The organism is Aquimarina ulvae (assembly GCF_053613295.3).
The window spans coordinates 764422-782897 of sequence record NZ_JBSIBP030000001.1; the positions used below are offsets into that span (position 1 = coordinate 764422).

At 35.7% G+C, this 18476-nt stretch carries 16 protein-coding genes, 1 tRNA gene and 1 pseudogene; 16 read left to right on the forward strand and 2 right to left on the reverse strand.

Translation table 11 applies throughout. The features are described 5' to 3' along the window. Positions 1-298: 298 nt before the first annotated feature. The 16 genes and pseudogenes from mraZ to ACWGOQ_RS03430 all read left to right on the forward strand — a co-directional run bounded on the left by mraZ (position 299) and on the right by ACWGOQ_RS03430 (position 16948). Complete coding sequence (mraZ, locus tag ACWGOQ_RS03355; RefSeq protein WP_452057141.1) at positions 299-769, forward strand: division/cell wall cluster transcriptional repressor MraZ; 471 nt, start codon at positions 299-301, stop codon at positions 767-769. After that, positions 756-1652 (forward strand): 16S rRNA (cytosine(1402)-N(4))-methyltransferase RsmH, encoded by an 897-nt coding sequence (rsmH, locus tag ACWGOQ_RS03360; protein ID WP_452057142.1) that lies wholly within the window; start codon positions 756-758, stop codon positions 1650-1652. Before mraZ ends, rsmH begins: the two co-directional genes overlap by 14 nt. Then, positions 1649-1960, forward strand: a complete 312-nt coding sequence (locus tag ACWGOQ_RS03365) for an FtsL-like putative cell division protein (protein WP_452057143.1) — start codon at positions 1649-1651, stop codon at positions 1958-1960. Before rsmH ends, ACWGOQ_RS03365 begins: the two co-directional genes overlap by 4 nt. 7 nt (positions 1961-1967) lie before the next feature. Continuing rightward, entirely contained in the window at positions 1968-3962 is a 1995-nt protein-coding gene (locus ACWGOQ_RS03370; protein WP_452057144.1) for a PASTA domain-containing penicillin-binding protein, read from the forward strand. Continuing rightward, positions 3959-5422, forward strand: coding sequence for a UDP-N-acetylmuramoyl-L-alanyl-D-glutamate--2,6-diaminopimelate ligase (locus ACWGOQ_RS03375; RefSeq protein ID WP_452057145.1), 1464 nt, complete (start codon positions 3959-3961; stop codon positions 5420-5422). The genes ACWGOQ_RS03370 and ACWGOQ_RS03375 overlap by 4 nt, the downstream gene beginning before the upstream one ends. A gap of 46 nt (positions 5423-5468) precedes the next feature. Then, positions 5469-6698, forward strand: coding sequence for a phospho-N-acetylmuramoyl-pentapeptide-transferase (gene mraY / locus ACWGOQ_RS03380; protein WP_452057146.1), 1230 nt, complete (start codon positions 5469-5471; stop codon positions 6696-6698). 2 nt (positions 6699-6700) lie between these two features. Then, complete coding sequence (gene murD, locus ACWGOQ_RS03385; protein ID WP_452057147.1) at positions 6701-8035, forward strand: UDP-N-acetylmuramoyl-L-alanine--D-glutamate ligase; 1335 nt, start codon at positions 6701-6703, stop codon at positions 8033-8035. A gap of 51 nt (positions 8036-8086) precedes the next feature. After that, complete coding sequence (locus tag ACWGOQ_RS03390) at positions 8087-9319, forward strand: FtsW/RodA/SpoVE family cell cycle protein (RefSeq protein WP_452057148.1); 1233 nt, start codon at positions 8087-8089, stop codon at positions 9317-9319. Then, the gene (gene murG, locus ACWGOQ_RS03395) at positions 9316-10434 is read left to right on the forward strand and encodes an undecaprenyldiphospho-muramoylpentapeptide beta-N-acetylglucosaminyltransferase (RefSeq protein WP_452057149.1); all 1119 of its coding nucleotides are present in this window, start codon (positions 9316-9318) and stop codon (positions 10432-10434) included. Before ACWGOQ_RS03390 ends, murG begins: the two co-directional genes overlap by 4 nt. Further along, a complete protein-coding gene (gene murC, locus ACWGOQ_RS03400; RefSeq protein ID WP_452057150.1) occupies positions 10427-11776 on the forward strand; it encodes a UDP-N-acetylmuramate--L-alanine ligase in 1350 nt (449 codons plus the stop codon). Before murG ends, murC begins: the two co-directional genes overlap by 8 nt. Next, positions 11773-12489 carry a cell division protein FtsQ/DivIB gene (locus tag ACWGOQ_RS03405; protein ID WP_452057151.1) on the forward strand — a complete coding sequence of 239 codons (717 nt, stop codon included), beginning with the start codon at positions 11773-11775 and terminating at the stop codon, positions 12487-12489. Before murC ends, ACWGOQ_RS03405 begins: the two co-directional genes overlap by 4 nt. 7 nt (positions 12490-12496) lie before the next feature. After that, positions 12497-13846 carry a cell division protein FtsA gene (gene ftsA, locus ACWGOQ_RS03410; protein WP_452057152.1) on the forward strand — a complete coding sequence of 450 codons (1350 nt, stop codon included), beginning with the start codon at positions 12497-12499 and terminating at the stop codon, positions 13844-13846. Between the two features lie 143 nt (positions 13847-13989). After that, entirely contained in the window at positions 13990-15966 is a 1977-nt protein-coding gene (gene ftsZ, locus ACWGOQ_RS03415) for a cell division protein FtsZ (RefSeq protein ID WP_452057153.1), read from the forward strand. A 99-nt stretch (positions 15967-16065) separates the two neighbouring features. Further along, a complete protein-coding gene (locus tag ACWGOQ_RS03420) occupies positions 16066-16515 on the forward strand; it encodes a GatB/YqeY domain-containing protein (protein ID WP_452057154.1) in 450 nt (149 codons plus the stop codon). 176 nt (positions 16516-16691) lie between these two features. Continuing rightward, positions 16692-16790: pseudogene (locus ACWGOQ_RS03425) on the forward strand (GIY-YIG nuclease family protein); the annotation flags it as partial. A gap of 84 nt (positions 16791-16874) precedes the next feature. Next, positions 16875-16948 (forward strand) — tRNA-Arg (locus tag ACWGOQ_RS03430). Positions 16949-17078: 130 nt separating this feature from the next. Here ACWGOQ_RS03430 and ACWGOQ_RS03435 read toward each other — a convergent pair. After that, positions 17079-17801 carry a Fic family protein gene (locus tag ACWGOQ_RS03435; RefSeq protein WP_458202328.1) on the reverse strand — a complete coding sequence of 241 codons (723 nt, stop codon included), beginning with the start codon at positions 17799-17801 and terminating at the stop codon, positions 17079-17081. Continuing rightward, on the reverse strand, positions 17776-18165 hold the full coding sequence (locus tag ACWGOQ_RS03440; protein WP_452057156.1) for a Fic/DOC family N-terminal domain-containing protein: 390 nt from the start codon (positions 18163-18165) through the stop codon (positions 17776-17778). The genes ACWGOQ_RS03435 and ACWGOQ_RS03440 overlap by 26 nt, the downstream gene beginning before the upstream one ends. Positions 18166-18476: the final 311 nt, after the last annotated feature.

Sequence of the window (18476 nt, forward strand, 5' to 3'; positions counted from 1 at the left end):
CTTCTTACAAGAATTAAAAGCAAATATAGCATTTTCATAATTAGTTTGAGGATTTTTTATCAATACTGCGATATGATTTTTTTAGATTTTTTTGATACCGCTTTTTTTTAAATCATTAAGGCGTCAAAACCAATATTTTAAAGAAAAAGTAATATTCTTTTGATCAAGAAAATAGTAAAGATTGCTAGGGATTTCAACGTGTGTTTTAAGGACAACTTATTAACAATGTGGTATATTGTGGTAAAAAGTGGTAATTTTTTCAATATATTTGACTAATTATAGCAGTAAGTAAATAAAAGTGGTAAATCTTATAGGTACATACGAGTGTAAAGCAGATGCCAAAGGGCGTCTGATGATACCTGTAGCATTTAAAAAGCAACTCTTGCCTGTGTTACAAGAAGGTTTTGTGCTAAAGCGGGCTGTGTTTCAGCCTTGTTTGGAACTATATCCGATGGCAGAGTGGAGTATTTTAATGCAGAAAATGAATAAGCTAAATCGCTTTAAAAAGAAAAATAACGATTTCATTCGACGTTTTACTGCAGGTGTTAAAGTAGTAGAGATTGATGCGACAGGACGCCTTTTGATCCCTAAGGATCTGGTTAGTTTTGCCGGTATTACAAAAGAATTGGTGTTGTCGTCTGCTGTGAATATTATCGAAATATGGGATAAAACTCAGTATGAAAAAGCAATTGATGACGCAGCGGTAGATTTTGCCGACCTGGCGGAAGAAGTAATGGGATTTGATGATGAAACAGATGGAATATCATAACCCGGTTTTATTAAAGGAAACCGTAGACGGGCTTGCAATTAAACCTGACGGGATTTACGTGGATGTGACTTTTGGAGGAGGAGGTCATTCCAAAGAGATTTTAAAAAGATTAGGTGCTAACGGTAAGTTGTATGCTTTTGATCAGGATAAGGATGCGTTGCTTAATGAAATAGATGATGATCGATTTGTATTGATCCACGAGAATTTCAGGTTTGTAAAGCGTTTTCTCCGTTTTCACGGGGTAAGAAAAGTTGATGGAATTCTTGGAGACTTTGGAGTTTCATCACATCAGTTTGATGTAGCAGAAAGAGGTTTCTCTACCAGATTTGAAGCAGATTTGGATATGAGAATGAATCAAGATAAAGGACTATCAGCGTATCATGTGATTAATGAATACGATGAATCGGATTTGAGAACCATGTTTTTGCAGTACGGAGAACTAAGAAATGCACCAAAACTGGCTAGAGCAATTGCAACATCCAGAAAAGATAAGCGGATTAAAACCAGTGCAGAATTAAAAGAAGTGTTACGACCCTTTATGGTAAAATATAAAGAACATAAAATATTAGCTCAGATTTACCAGGCGATACGAATAGAGGTAAACCAAGAGATAGAGGCTCTTAAGGAGTTTCTCTTACAAACGGAGGGTTTGTTGGGTGGGGGAGGAAGAATCAGTTTGATATCCTATCACTCTTTGGAAGATAGATTAGTAAAAAGGTATATCAGAAGCGGAATGTTTGAAGGAGAACCGGAGAAGGATTTTTATGGAAATATTTCTGTGCCTTTTAAGAAAATAGGAGGATTAATTATTCCTACAGATGAAGAAATTAAAGTAAATAACAGAGCGCGGAGTGCGAAACTAAGAATAGCAGAAAAGATTTGAAACAAAGAGTATATGACATATTAAAAGGGAAGTTTTTAATAGCAGATGATGCCATGAAAAACTGGCGAATGCTCCTTTTTCTGTCATTTTTGGCAATCATCATGATAGCTAGTTCCCATAATGCAGAAAGTAAAGTTCATGAAATTGCAAAACTGAATAATGAAGTACGAGAATTAAGAACACAATTTGTAGACGGCAGAACGGAATTAATGCAGTTAAAAATGGAATCGTCTGTCATCGAAAAAATGACAAAAAAAGGAATAAAAAGACCAACAACACCACCACAAAAAATAATAGTAAAAGATTAGAATTGTTTTGGCAGTTACAAATAAGAACATATTAAATAGGTTATACTTCATTGCAGGATGTATGTTCATCTTCGCAATTTTGGTTGTGGTAAAACTTGCAAAAACACAATTTGTAGAAGGAGATATGTATCGCGCTAAAGGAGAGCAACGAGTTTTTAAAACATTTGATATTCCTGCTAACCGTGGTAATTTATATGATAGTAAAGGTAATTTATTAGCTACATCTGTGCCTAAGTATGATATCCGCTTTGATGCGGTTACTGTTACGGATAAGGATTTTCGAGAAAATATAACCGATTTATCTAAAGCCTTATCAAAAGAGTTTGGCAAATCTGCAGAATATTATGATGATGTATTAAGGAGGGCCCGAGATAATAAAAACAGGTATTTTCTAATCAGAAGAAATTTGGGGTATTCTCAATACATGCGTGTTAAGAATTTTCCCTTATTAAAATACGGAGCAAATCGAGGAGGGTTGATTGTAGAGCAGCGTACTATTAGGGAACATCCTATTGGAAAGATAGCTGAAAGAACCGTGGGGTATGAACGCCGTGATGATCAAGGATATTACACCAGAGTTGGCTTGGAAGGAGCATATGGTCCCTTTTTAAGAGGTAAAGAAGGAAAGCGTAAAAAACAAAAAATCGCAAAAAATCAGTGGAAACCAATCGGCGATGCTAACGAAGTAGAGCCTCAGGATGGATATGATGTGATTTCTACCATAGATGTTAATGTTCAGGATATTACACATCACGCATTATTGGCTCAATTGGAAAGATTTGAAGCAGAGCATGGAACGGTTGTGGTAATGGAAACCAGAACAGGAGAGATAAAAGCTATTTCTAATTTAGGACGCACCAAATCAGGCAAGTATTACGAAAAATTGAACTATGCAGTTGGTGAATCGCATGAGCCAGGTTCAACGTTCAAATTAATGGCTATGGTTGCGGCTTTAGAAGATAAAGTAATCGACTCCAGTTATGTGGTGGATACAGAAAACGGTCGGGTAAAGTTTTACGATAGAGTAGTAAGAGATTCTAAATGGGGAGGATACGGAAAAATATCTGCAGCCAAAGCATTTGAGTTGTCTTCAAATACTGCATTTGCAAAAATTATAAACGAGAATTACAAAGATGATCCAAAGAAATTTGTAAATCGATTAATGAATATGGGGTTGCATAAAACCTTAGGACTGTCTATTAAAGGTGAAGGAAAACCTAAGATTCCTTACCCAGGTGATAAGGATTGGTATGGTACCACATTACCCTGGATGGCGCACGGGTATGGAGTTGCCCTGACCCCATTACAAACATTAGCTTTTTATAATGCGATAGCAAATGATGGAGAAATGGTGAAGCCTAGGTTTATAAAAGAAGTAAAAGCATGGGATCGTACCAAAGAAAGATTCGATAAAGAAGTGCTTAACCCTGCGATATGCTCTAAAGAAACGGCTAAGGTTGTTCAGGAAATGATGAAAAATGTCGTAATCAGAGGAACTGCTGATAATGTACACACTGAAAACTTTCAAATAGCTGGTAAAACAGGTACTTGCTGGGGTAACTATGGAAAAGATAGAGAAAGAGAGTACATATCTTCTTTTGCCGGATATTTTCCGGCAGATGATCCTAGGTATTCCTGTATAGTGGTTATTCATAAACCAAATAAAGAAAAAGGATATTATGGCAATATCGTTGCCGCTCCGGTTTTTAAAACAATCGCTTTAAAAGTGTATAACGATATACCGGTAGTTGATGAAGTATCGCCAAAAATAGTAGAAAGCCAAGAGATATCAGAAAGCTATGAAGAGTACTTTCAAAAAGCAAGAAAGTATAAAACTATTATGCCAAATTTAAAAGGGATGCCTGCTATGGATGTTATTTCTCTTTTAGAAAATATGGGATTAAAAGTTGAGGTGAAAGGCTCAGGGAAAGTAAAGAGCCAATCTATAGAACCAGGAACAAAAGTACAAACGAATCAAACTATTAGATTAGAGCTATCGTGATCGAGTTAAAAGACATTTTATACAGGGTACCTATGAATGCCGTTGTAGGAAATACAACAACAGGAATAAGTAAGGTTGAGTTTGATTCCAGAAAAGTCGAACAAGACGATATGTTTGTTGCAATTCGTGGAACCGTAACAGATGGTCATGATTATATAGAAAAGGCTATAAACCAAGGAGCAATAGCAATTGTATGTGAAACAATGCCCGAATTTCTGGTAGACGGCTTAGTATATGTTCAAGCAGAGAACGCACAAAAAGCATTGGCAATTATCGCTACGAATTATTATGGGGCTCCATCAGAGAATTTAAAACTGGTTGGCGTAACAGGAACTAACGGTAAAACAACGATTGCAACTTTGTTGTATCAGCTTTTCAAAAAGGCAGGGTATAAGGTTGGTTTACTTTCTACTGTTAAAATTATGGTAGATGATGTCGAATATAAAGCTACTCACACAACCCCAGATTCATTGACTATCAACCACTACCTGAAAGAGATGAATGATATAGGTGTTGAGTATTGCTTTATGGAAGTCAGCTCTCATGGAATTGATCAAAAACGTACGGCAGGTTTGATGTTCGAAGGAGGTGTTTTTACAAATTTATCACATGATCACCTGGATTACCATAGTACATTTAAGGAGTATAGAGACGTAAAAAAAGTTTTTTTTGATGAATTAGGAAGTAAGGCTTTTGCATTGACAAATAATGACGATAAAAACGGAAGTTTTATGCTTCAAAATACCAAAGCTAAACAGTATACCTATGCCCTGAAATCGTATGCTGACTTCAGAGGACAGATATTGGAGAATAGCTTAGGTGGTTTGTTACTAAAAATAAACGATAATGATGTTTGGGCAAAGCTTATAGGAAGTTTTAATGCGTACAACCTTTTAGCAATTTTCGGGACAGCAGAATTATTAGGATTAGAAACATTGGAAATCCTACAGTTAATAAGTGATTTAGAAAGTGTAAGTGGACGATTTCAGTACCTGATCTCTGATAAAAAGGTTACGGCAATTGTGGATTATGCACATACTCCGGACGCCTTGAAAAATGTTTTAGAAACGATTAATGACATACGAACTAGGAATGAAACGCTGATTACAGTAGTTGGCTGTGGAGGTGATAGGGATAAAGGGAAAAGACCAGTCATGGGTAATATAGCAACAACACTAAGTAATAAAGTAGTTTTTACTAGTGATAACCCAAGAACCGAAAATCCAGAGCAAATTATCGAAGATATTGAGAAAGGTGTAGAGCCGCAGAATTATAAGAAAATTATATCAGTAACCGATAGAAAACAAGCTATCAGAACCGCTTGTCAATTTGCTGAAGAGAATGATATTATTTTGATCGCAGGCAAGGGACACGAAACGTATCAGGAAACAAATGGAGAACGAAAAGATTTTAACGATTTCGAAATCGTAAGAGAAGAGCTAAAAAAACTAGGAAAATAAATCCTTTCTGTTTGATTTGTTTCAACAATAAAAGGTAAGACTATATATGCTATACTATTTATTTCAATATTTAGAAAGTGAATACCAATTTCCTGGAGCATCCTTGTTTCAGTTTATCACATTTAGGGCAGCAATGGCAATTATCCTATCGCTGTTGATTTCTACTATTTATGGTAAACGGATTATAAACTTTCTAAGAAAAAAGCAGATGGGCGAAAGTATTAGAGAGCTTGGGTTGGATGGGCAGGCAGAAAAAGCAGGAACACCAACAATGGGTGGTGTCATTATCATTCTGGCAACATTAGTTCCTGTGCTGCTCTTTGCGAAACTTGATAATATCTATGTAATCCTTTTGATCGTAACCACATTGTGGATGGGAGTTATTGGTTTTACAGATGATTATTTAAAAATTAAAAAGAAAGATAAAGAAGGGTTAGCAGGAAAGTTTAAAGTAATTGGTCAAGTAGGACTAGGATTGATTGTAGGTTGTACTATGTATTTTCATGAAGATATTACCATTAAAGAAGAAAAGGTAATGTCTGATATAGAACAGGTTTCAACTTCAGGAAATAAATCCGATTTTAATCCAGCGGTGAAATCAACGAAAACAACATTGCCGTTTTTTAAAAATAATGAGTTTGAGTATGCTAGTTTGATTACCTGGATTAGTGAAGATTTTGCAAAATATGCCTGGTTAGTTTTTATACCCATAGTTATTTTCATCGTTACCGCTGTTTCTAATGGAGCAAATCTTACAGATGGGATTGATGGATTAGCAGCTGGTTCTTCAGCTATTATTGTACTGACCTTAGCGCTATTTGCGTGGGTGTCTGGTAATATCATTTTCTCAGATTATCTCAATGTAATGTATATCCCAAATTCTGGAGAGATGACTATTTATATAACAGCATTTGCAGGAGCTTTGGTTGGCTTTTTATGGTATAATACTTATCCCGCACAAGTTTTTATGGGGGATACAGGTAGTTTAACGATAGGGGGAATCATTGCAGTGATCGCAATTGCTATTAGAAAAGAATTTTTGATTCCGATTGTATGCGGAATCTTTTTTATAGAAACAGTGTCTGTGATGATACAAGTGAGTTGGTTTAAATATACCCGAAAAAAATATGGAGAAGGAAGAAGGATTTTTCTGATGTCACCGTTACATCATCATTATCAGAAAAAAGGAATACATGAAAGTAAGATTGTAGCAAGATTCTGGATTATAGGAATTTTTCTTGCAATTATAGCAGTTGTAACCTTAAAAGTCAGGTAGTGTTGAATAAACTAGTTGTTTTAGGATCAGGAGAAAGTGGAGTAGGAACAGCAATTCTAGCGAAGAAAGAAGGGTTTGCTGTATTTGTTTCGGATAAAGGAACAATCACAGATCATTATAAAAAAGTTCTTAGAAATTTTGAAATCGAATGGGAAGAACAAAAGCATACAGAAGATAGAATTCTGAATGCAGATGTGGTGATGAAAAGTCCCGGAATTTCGGATAAAGTAAGCTTGGTTCAAAAACTACACGGTCTAGGAATACCTGTGGTATCAGAAATTGAGTTTGCTTCTGGGTTTACATCGGCAACAGTTGTTGGGATAACTGGAAGTAATGGAAAAACTACCACTACTATGCTGACACATCACGTGCTAAAAAATGCAGGTTTAGACATAGGTATGGCGGGTAATATCGGAGATAGTTTTGCCAAACAAGTAGCAGAAAACGACACTCCATATTATGTATTAGAGTTAAGCAGTTTTCAGCTTGATGGCATTCAGAAGTTTGCACCTCATATCGCAGTGCTGACCAATATAACTCCGGATCATTTGGATCGATATGATAATAAATTTGAAAATTATATCGCTTCGAAGTTTAGAATAACTATGAATCAAAAAGCAAGTGATTATTTCATCTACGACGGAGATGATAAAGTAATTACTACATATATAGAAAAGCATCCTATTCGTTCAAGATTATTACCATTCTCACTAAAGAAAAAGTTAGAAAATGGAGCGTATTTGGAAGGAGAAAGTATAAAAATAACAATAGATAACAACAAATTTATCATGCCAACAAAAGATTTAGCATTAGAAGGAAGTCACAATGTGAAAAATGCGATGGCAGCTGCCACGGTTTCGCAATTATTGAAAATTAGAAAGGCTACAATACGAGAATGTCTTGAGAATTTTCACGGTGTTGAGCATCGATTAGAAAACGTATTGAAAATAAACAATGTTCAATATGTAAATGATTCTAAAGCAACAAATGTAAATGCTACTTTTTATGCATTGGACGCTATGAAATCAGCAACAGTCTGGATTGTGGGTGGTGTTGATAAAGGAAACGACTACACAGAGCTATATCCCTTGGTGAATGAAAAGGTGAAAGCAATTATTTGTCTGGGTGTGGATAATACCAAAATAATTAACGCATTTGGTAATTGTGTAGATAATATTGTAGAAACGCAATCTATGAAGGAAGCGGTGAATATGGCGTATAAAATTGCAGAACGAAATGAAAATGTGTTGTTATCACCGGCTTGTGCAAGCTTTGATCTCTTTAAAAATTATGAAGAGAGAGGTCGACAATTTAAAGAAGCGGTAAGAGAGTTGTAATTAATGAAATAAAAATAACTAGTTAAAATAGAAAATAGATAACACGATAACGTGACTAAAGTTTTAAAAAATATAAAGGGAGATAAGGTTATATGGGCAATTGTAGCCCTGTTGGCATTGTTTTCATTTTTACCTGTCTATAGTGCTAGTAGTAACTTGGCTTATTTATACGGAGACGGAAACACTTTTGTGTTTTTGGTAAAACACTTTGCGCACCTACTTTTAGGATTTAGTATTATGTATTGGGTACATAAAATCCCATACCATTATTTTAAAGGGCTTTCTATTATTATGTTACCAGTTGTTGTCGTTTTGTTATTATTTACAATGGCTCAAAATACGACTATTGGTGGAGCAAATGCAAGTAGATGGATTCGATTGCCATTCGTAGGAGTAACTTTTCAGACATCTGCTTTGGCAGCTGTGGTTTTAATGGCTTACGTTGCCAGATATTTGTCAAAGATAAAAGACAAGAAAGTAACCTTTAAGGAGTCTTTGATTCCACTTTGGTTACCAGTTTTTATGATTCTCATGCTTATTTTACCAGCGAACTTTTCTACAACAGCGATTATTTTTTCCATGGTAATTATGTTGGTGTTTCTAGGTGGATATCCATTGCGATATATTACTGTGATTCTTGGAACAGGTTTATTAGCGCTTACATTTTTTATTTTAACAGCAAAAGCTTTTCCAGATGCTTTTCCTAATAGGGTGGATACTTGGGTAAGTAGGGCAGAAAACTTTTTTAATGATAAAGATACTCCGGAAGACTACCAGATAGAACGTGCAAAAATTGCAATTGCCAGAGGAGGAGTAATGGGAGAAGGGCCTGGTAAAAGTGTACAAAGAAACTTTTTACCACAGTCTTCCTCAGATTTTATTTATGCAATTATTATTGAAGAATGGGGATTGGTAGGGGGTGTTTTTTTAATGTTTCTTTATTTGATGCTGTTGTTTAGGTTGGTTATTGTGGCCCACAAAAGCTCAGATGTATTTGGGAAATTGTTAGTAATTGGTGTGGGATTACCCATTGTGTTTCAGGCATTGATTAATATGGCTGTTGCAGTAGAGTTATTTCCGGTAACAGGTCAAACACTTCCACTGGTTAGTAGTGGAGGGACCTCTATTTGGATGACTTGTATGGCATTAGGAATGGTATTGAGTATAAGTAGTAGTAGAGAAGCAATGATAAAAGAAAAGGAATCAGGTTTTGATGCTGCAGAGAAGAAGGATCAAAAAGCTAAAGAAGAAAACCCGTTAGAGGTTTTAAGTGAAGCCATATGAAGCAACAACTAAGGGTCATATTATCAGGTGGAGGAACAGGGGGACACATTTATCCTGCAATTTCTATTGCCAATGAGCTAAAGAATCGATATCCCGAAGTTTCTATAGTATTCGTAGGTGCCAAAGATCGAATGGAAATGCAAAAAGTTCCACAAGCAGGATATGAAATTGAAGGTTTGTGGATTAGTGGTATTCAGCGAAAACTAACACTTGGTAATCTATTATTCCCCATAAAACTGTTGAGTAGTCTATGGAAATCAAGAAAAATTATCAGAAAGTTTAATCCTGATGTGGTCATTGGCACAGGAGGTTTTGCTAGTGGTCCGTTATTAAAAATGGCGAATTATGCAAAAATACCTACAGTGCTTCAGGAGCAGAATTCATTTCCAGGGATTACTAATAAATGGTTGGCAAAAGGAGCGGATAAAATATGTGTAGCGTATGACAATATGGAGCGTTTTTTTCCGAAGGGTAAAATTATAAAAACAGGAAACCCGGTTCGTCAAGATTTGCTGGAAATAGAAAGTAAAAGAAAAGAAGCCATTGCGAAATACACACTAGATCCTGAAAAGAAAACAATTTTAGTGATAGGAGGTAGCTTGGGTGCTAGAAGAATGAATCAACTGGTCGAAAAAGAACTGGACTTTTTTACTAAAAAAGAAGTTCAAGTACTTTGGCAATGTGGTAAGTTATATTACGATGAATATAAGAAATATGATGATTACAAAGATGTGCAGGTACATCAGTTTTTAGACACGATGGATTTAGCATATGCTGCAGCCGATGTTATTGTGTCCAGGGCGGGAGCGAGTTCCGTTTCTGAATTATGTATTGTAGCAAAACCAACATTATTTATTCCCTCACCTAATGTAGCAGAAGATCATCAAACAAAGAATGCGAATGCAATTGTAAATAACAATGGAGCGAAAATGCTTAAGGAAAGTGAGTTGGATGAAAAGTTTCAGAAAACTATTTTACAACTATTAGAATCGGAAGCTATGCAGATAAAATTAACACACGCTATAAAGAAAATGGCATTGCCTAATGCAACAAAAGATATAGTGAATGAAATTGAACAAATCATTGTAAAAAATAGAGCGTTAACGAATGAATAAGGTCTTAAAAGACATAAAGAATATATATTTTATCGGTATCGGTGGTATCGGTATGAGTGCACTCGCACGGTATTTTAAGTTTTTGGGTAAAAATGTATCTGGATATGATAAGGCTCCAACTCAGATTACTACAGATTTGGAGGCGTTAGGAATTCAGATTCATTTTAAGGATGATGTAGAAGCAATTCCGGAATTATTTTTGAATTCTGATCAGACTCTCATTGTGTATACGCCTGCGATTCCTGAAACGCATAAAGGATTAAATTATCTAAGAAACAATGGTTTTTTAGTTAAAAAAAGAGCAGAAGTTTTAGGAACTATAACTCAGGGGACATATACGCTGGCTGTAGCTGGAACTCACGGAAAAACAACTACTACTGCGGTTTTAGCACATTTGTTAAAAGAGAGCGGGGCAAAAGTGACTGCTTTTTTAGGAGGTATTAGTGAAAATTATAATTCAAATTTGATTTTAGAAGGAGATGAAGTTGTAGTAGTGGAAGCGGATGAATTTGATAGATCATTTTTACAATTATACCCTGATATAGCTACAGTTACTTCTATGGATGCCGATCATTTGGATATCTATAAGAGGGCGAACGCTCTGGAAGCATCATTTGTAGAATTTTCTTCCCGAGCAAAAGATCATCTTTTGGTTTGTAATGGATTGCCACTTTCGGGTAGTACCTACGGAATAGAGGATGATGCAGATTATTGTGCTCAAAACATACGTATTGATAATGGTACTTATATTTTTGACTTAAAAACACCAACTCAGCTCCTTAAAGATTTACATTTAAACCTACCAGGTAAGCACAACTTGTTAAATGCCATCACAGCCTTTGCTATGGCAATGTTATACGGCTCCCCAACCGCTGCTTTGGTAAAGGCTTTATTTTCTTTTAAAGGAGTTCAAAGGCGATTTAGTTATAAAATAAAGACTCAGGAACTGGTGTATATCGATGATTATGCACATCATCCAACAGAGATCAATGCATTGCACCAGGCTATCAGAGAAATGCATCCGAGGAAAAAAGTGTTAGCAATTTTTCAACCACATTTATATAGTAGAACACAAGATTTTGCAGTTGACTTTGCCAAAAGCCTGAGTCAGTTTGATGAACTTTTATTATTGGACATATATCCTGCAAGAGAATTGCCTATAGAAGGGATATCTTCAGAATGGTTGCTGGAAATGATACCGTTGAAAAATAAAAAAATAGTACAGAAGAACAGTTTAATAAACGAAGTTTTAAAAAGTAACGCTCAAGTAATAACAACTATTGGAGCGGGTGATATCGGAGAAGAAGTAGAAGGTATAAAAAAGGCATTATTAGCAGTATGAAGAAAATTTTGACATATCTGAAATTTATTGGTCTTGTAGCATTGATCGTATTTCTTTTCGCATTTACAGGTAATCGAAACGAGAATAGAAAGATCAAAGAAGTAGAAATAGAATTCGTTGAGGAACAGAATCCATACATAAATGAATTGACGGTTAATAAATTGTTAATACAAAATCAAGTAGGGGTGACGGACGTAGGTAAAGAAATTTTAGTTTTGAATATTGTAGAGAAGGGGCTGGATGCACACAAAATGATTGAAGATTCAGATGTGTATCTTACTGTAAACGGACAACTTAAGGCAAGAATTAAACAGCGTACTCCAATTGCTAGAGTGAACGCAGTTGTTCCATTTTATGTTGATATCACTGGTAATACGATGCCATTATCAAATAATTATTCAGCTCACGTTCCTCTGGTAAGTAATGTTTCAGAACTTGAAGTTTCAGAAGTTTTTCCATTATTAAGGAAAATCCAAGAAGATGAATTTTTAAAGAAGCATGTGGTAAGTGTTTACCGAAACCAGAGTGGTGATTACGAGCTGGGATTAAGAGTATATGATTTCAAAGTAATTTTTGGTAGAGTAGAATTATTAGAAGGTAAGGTAAAGAATTTTAAAGCTTTTTATCAAAAAGCACTCAAAGATCAAAGCCTTGATAAATATAAAATAGTCAGTTTACAGTTTAGAAACCAAGTTGTGTGTACAATAAAATAATACCAATATGGGAAGAGAAGAGAATGAAATAGCGGTAGGTTTAGACATAGGAACAACAAAGATTGTTGCTATGGTGGGGCGATATAATGAGTACGGAAAGATGGAAGTATTGGGTGTGGGTAAATCCAAGAGCCTTGGTGTACATCGTGGAGTCGTAAACAATATTACTCAAACTATACAATCTATTCAACAAGCAGTACAAGAAGCAGAAAGTGTTTCTGGAGTAAAAATAAGTGAAGTAACAGTGGGTATAGCCGGTCAGCATATAAGAAGTTTGCAGCATAGCGACTATATCACACGTCCTAATGCAGATGCGGTTATTGACGAAGAGGATATAGACATGTTATGTAATCAGGTGCATAAATTGGTCATGTTACCAGGTGAAGAAATATTACATGTATTACCACAGGAATATAAGGTAGACGGACAAGCTGAAATAAAAGAACCCGTTGGAATGTATGGAGGACGACTGGAAGCTAATTTCCACGTAGTTGTAGGTCAGGTAACATCCATACGTAATATCGGTAGATGTGTGAAAAGTTCGGGATTAGAACTATCAGATGTTACTCTAGAACCACTGGCTTCTGCCAATGCAGTATTAAGTCAGGAGGAAAAAGAAGCGGGTGTAGCGTTGATCGATATAGGTGGCGGTACTACGGATCTGGCAATTTTTAAAGATGGTATCATCCGTCATACTGCTGTAATTCCTTTTGGAGGAAATGTAATTACCGAAGATATTAAAGAAGGGTGTTCAATTATTGAAAAACAAGCCGAATTGCTTAAGATCAAATTCGGATCTGCCTGGCCTGGAGAGAATAAAGACAATGAAATAGTTTCTATTCCTGGATTAAGAGGGAGAGAACCCAAAGAGATTACGCTAAAAAACCTATCTAAGATAATCCATGCGCGTGTTGTGGAAATCATAGAACAAGTGTTTTTGGAAATCAAGAATTACGGTCACGAGTCTCCTAAGAAAAAGTTAATTGCAGGAATTGTATTGACCGGTGGAGGATCTCAACTAAAGCATTTGAAACAATTAGTAGAATATATCACAGGCATGGATACGCGTATTGGATATCCTAACGAGCATTTGGCAGGGAATAGTGATCCAGAAACGACAAGTCCCATGTACGCGACGGCTGTTGGGTTAGTGATGGACAGCCTGGTGTATATGAGCAAACAGAAAAAATCAGCTACAAAAGAGGCTGTTGTAGAAGAAAGTATAAAAGAAGAAACTACAACGGTAGTTGGAGAAGGTATTGAGGAAGAAAAACCAGCAGTGGATGTCAGGCCTCGAAAAAACATCCTTGAGAAATGGACAGAAAAGTTTAAGGAGTTTTTGGATAACGCAGAGTAGGGCGGGAGTGTACATAAAATGTCTTTTAGACATTTTTTAGCAAGGAGCCAACGTTGAAGAGATGGATGATTTAAGATCCACTTCAAGGTAAAAAAATGTAAAATATTAAGAATAAAAGTAAGAGAACCAGAAAATTAGCAATTATGAGTAACAAGGAAGAGTTCGAAAACATTTCTTTTGATTTACCCAAGAATCAATCAAATGTAATTAAAGTTATTGGCGTTGGAGGTGGTGGTAGTAATGCCATTAATCACATGTTCCAGCAGGGAATCAAGGGTGTTGATTTCGTTATTTGTAATACCGATGCGCAAGCATTAGAAAATAGCCCTATTCCGAATAAGATACAGTTGGGAGTGTCTCTTACGGAAGGATTAGGAGCAGGCGCGAACCCAGAAGTAGGAGAACAATCTGCAGTAGAAAGCTACGAAGAGATTAAAAGAATGCTGGATACTAATACCAAGATGATATTCATCACTGCTGGTATGGGTGGAGGAACCGGAACAGGAGCGGCACCAATCATTGCCAAAATGGCTAGAGAACTAGATATTCTTACGGTAGGTATCGTTACCATTCCATTTCAGTTTGAAGGAAAAATGCGAAACGAACAGGCGCAGTTAGGTGTAGAGAAACTTCGTGATCAAGTAGATTCTTTAGTGGTTATCAATAACAATAAACTACGAGAAGTATACGGTAATCTAGGGTTTAAAGCTGGTTTTTCTAAAGCAGACGAAGTATTGGCTACAGCGTCCAGAGGAATCGCCGAGGTAATAACCCATCACTATACTCAAAATATTGATTTACGTGATGCAAAAACAGTCCTTAGCAATAGTGGTACGGCAATAATGGGGTCTGCTAATGCCTCTGGTGCTAAACGTGCCCACGATGCGATTGTAAAAGCATTAGATTCGCCCTTGCTTAATGATAATAAAATTACAGGAGCTAAGAACGTACTGTTATTGATTGTTTCTGGGAAAGAAGAAATTACCATAGATGAGATTGGAGAAATAAATGACCATATCCAACAAGAAGCTGGTCACGGAGCGAATATCATTATGGGGGTCGGAGAAGATGAATCTCTTGAAGATGCAATTTCTGTAACCGTAATTGCCACCGGATTTGATGTAGAGCAACAAGACGAAATCGTTAACACAGAGACGAAAAGAATCATTCATACTTTAGAAGAGGAACAACGTGCAACAACTCAGGATTTAACTCCTAAATCAACTACCAGGACTACTCCTGCAACTCAGAAAGAGGAGGTAAAAGAAGAACCAATTATCAAGCATGAGTTAATAGAAGAGGAAGAGGAAAATATCAATGAATCTCTATTACTGCCAACTACCGATTTTTTGAAAAATTTAGATGTAGTAGATGCAGAAGTAGTAAATCCATTTGGTAACGATAGTGAATTTGTCATTATCAATGCTCAAGATATTATAAACCAAATAGAGGTAAACGATGCCAATGAAGTAGCAGCTGCAGAAAAGGAAGAGGAAGATCAGTTCACTTTAGCATTTGATATGCCCGTAAGTGGAAATAAAGAAAAACGAGATCAACCGGATACAGAGGAAAGTGTCCCTCCGATTGCTGAAAAAGAAGAAGAAAAACCAATCGTTTTTGATCTTACAGATGATATTTTAGAAGTGGAAGTAAATGAACCTATAGAAGTAGTTCCTGTAAGTGGAATTGAATCTGGAGGTGTTCGAAAGTATAGCCTGGAGGAATATATGGAAGAAGAAAAAAGGCTTACAGAAGCGACACCAGAAGCTGAGGTAATGGAGGAAGATAAAGAAGTAGTTTTTGAGAAAAAAACTGTTGCTCCCGCTCCCGAATCAGAACCTTCTGAAAGTGCAGACCCCATTGATCAGCCAATTTCTGAAACGTTAAAAGCAAGAGCCGCAGAACGCAGAGCTAAAATGAAGGAGTTTAATTATAAGTTTAGAAATAATGCGTCTAATATTGATGATATCGAGAAAGAGCCTGCTTATAAACGTGCAGGACTGGACGTAGATTCTAGACCAGGATCATCAGAATTGTCGAGGACTTCATTGGGCACAGATAGTAATGACGATATTCAATTAAGAAAAAACAATTCTTTTCTTCATGATAACGTGGACTAAGAATTATTAAAATAGTTTTTCAGATAAACCGATAATCTAAAATAGATTATCGGTTTATTTTTTATCTTCGCATTCCAAAAGATTAAAAAAGGATTATTTATGAGTTTACAGGCAAAAGTAATGACTGCTATGAAAGAGGCGATGAAAGCTAAAGACACTAATGCATTAACGTCCTTGCGCGCCATTAAGTCTGCTATTCTATTGGCTCAGACGGAGAGTGGAGCTAAAGAAGAATTAAGCGAAGATCAAGAGCTGAAATTGCTACAAAAACTTGTAAAACAACGTAAAGACAGTGCTACTATTTTTGCAGAACAAGGCAGAGATGATTTGGCACAACCAGAATTAGATCAGGCAAAGGTAATCGAGCAATTTTTACCAGAGCAAATGAGCGAAGAAGAAATCGAAAAAGTAATTGTTGGCATTATCGCTAAAACCGGAGCTGATGGAATGAAAGATATGGGGAAGGTAATGGGAATGGCATCTGGGCAGTTAGCGGGTAAGGCCGATGGTAAGACCATTTCTACCATAGTAAAAAGTAAATTATCATAGTAAAAGGCATCTTTTTTCCTTCTTGAAAGGTTAGGCGTATATAAATCGGCCGTGTGGTGCAACTGAATACCCGCCCGATTCGAACTGACGTTAGTCTCGTTCGGGCAGGGCGCATAAAATAAATATATTATGTGTACGTTCTTTATAGTGTCAATTACGATCGGTATTATGTAGGGATGACAGTTAATCTTGAAAGAAGATTAGCTGAGCATAATTTAGGAAAAATGCAATCAACTAAGGCTTTTAAACCTTGGAAGATTGTTTTAAAAGAGGTTTTTTTGAAACTCGACCAGATGCTAGAATTAGAGAGAAATATCTCAAATCGGCTACAGGAAGAAGATGGAGAAAACAAAATATTAGGCCGCGTGGCGCAACTGAATAGCGCATCAGATTTCGGCTCTGAGGGTTGGGGGTTTGAATCCCTTCGCGGTCACAATTTTATATAAAACGCTTTAAACTAGATGTTTAGAGCGTTTTGTTGTTTTACCTAGATTTTAAAATATCTTGTAGATATCTGGTTCATAAAATTATACAGGTTTGGACTATTTTTAAAAACTCTTTTTTTAAGACGGTTCTAAGATATTCATCAACCTATGGTTGAGATATAGTTTTTCTTTCCCCACTTTTTCAGACCTTAAAAAACCAACTTCTTCAAGTAGCATTAAGTAGTTACCAACGGTTTTGGGTGTTCCTAACTTAGCTTCTATTAGGAATTTTCGTTTTGTGTATGGCAGTCTAAAGAGTATTTCTACTAGCTCTTTAGTATAAACCTTAGGCAGAGACTGTTTAATTTCGGTAGACATTACTTCCATTAACTCTGTTACATCTCTCAAACGCTTTAGTCCTTTATTTGCTGTGTACTCTACCATTTCTAACATATATAATATCCAGGACTCCCAATCATCATTTTCAGTGACTTGACGCAATTTAGTATAATACTCTGATTTGTTTTTTATAATATACTCACTCAAATAAATTGCAGGTGTATCTAGTAGTTTTTCGAGTTTTAAATAGAGTAATAGTAAAATTCTTCCAGTTCTTCCATTCCCGTCAGTAAAGGGGTGAATGGCTTCAAATTGATAGTGCATCAATGCCATTTTTATTAATGGATCTAATTCAGTTTTAGCATTTATAAAAGTTTCTAGATTTGCTAGTTTCTCTCTAATAATGGATTCTCCAATTGGTGGTGTGTAAATGGTATGTCCTTGCGTGTTTTTTAGGGCAGTTCCAGGAGTTGTTCTAATTCCTGCTGTATTTTTTTTAAATACTTTGTACAATTTTGACACATAAATTTGTACTTATAAAAGGACGCTTTTCAATATCTCGTAATCCATTGTAAAGCGCTTCTTTATAACTGATGACTTCTTTTGTAGCAGAATTATCAAACTTTTTATCAGCTACCAAAGACTTATATAAATCCTCATTAGTGGTAATAATGTTTTCTATTTCAGAACTCGCTTTTGCTTCTTGTAAGTGTATAGTATCTAAAAATAACGTAGGATTGGGTAAATTAGTCAACATTCCATTAAGTTGCGCTAATGCTCTACTAGCATCTATAGTTTTACGAAGAACCTTAGTTGTTTCCAGTACAGTTTTAGGAGGCAATAATGGTAAGCTATTATAAGGTTTAGTTTTATTGAAATTTGCCATTTTAATAAGAGTAATAATTACTTTCGTTATTTTAATAAGGGTAAATATGCATTAAAATTACTCTTATGTGTACCTATGAAGTAAAACTTACTCGCATTAATTATTCTATAAAATAAAATTAAACGTAGTTTTTATTAGTGATAATTGTTGATTTAGAGAGAATTAAGCAAATATCTTCTTTCAAAAGGTTTGAACTCTCTCCTGTCGAGGTCACTCGAGAGGACAAGTTTACTTTTTACTTGTTCTATTTTTGTTTAAATAACTGATTTTCAAAACGTTGTTTTTTGCTTGTTTTGGTTCGGTATTTTATT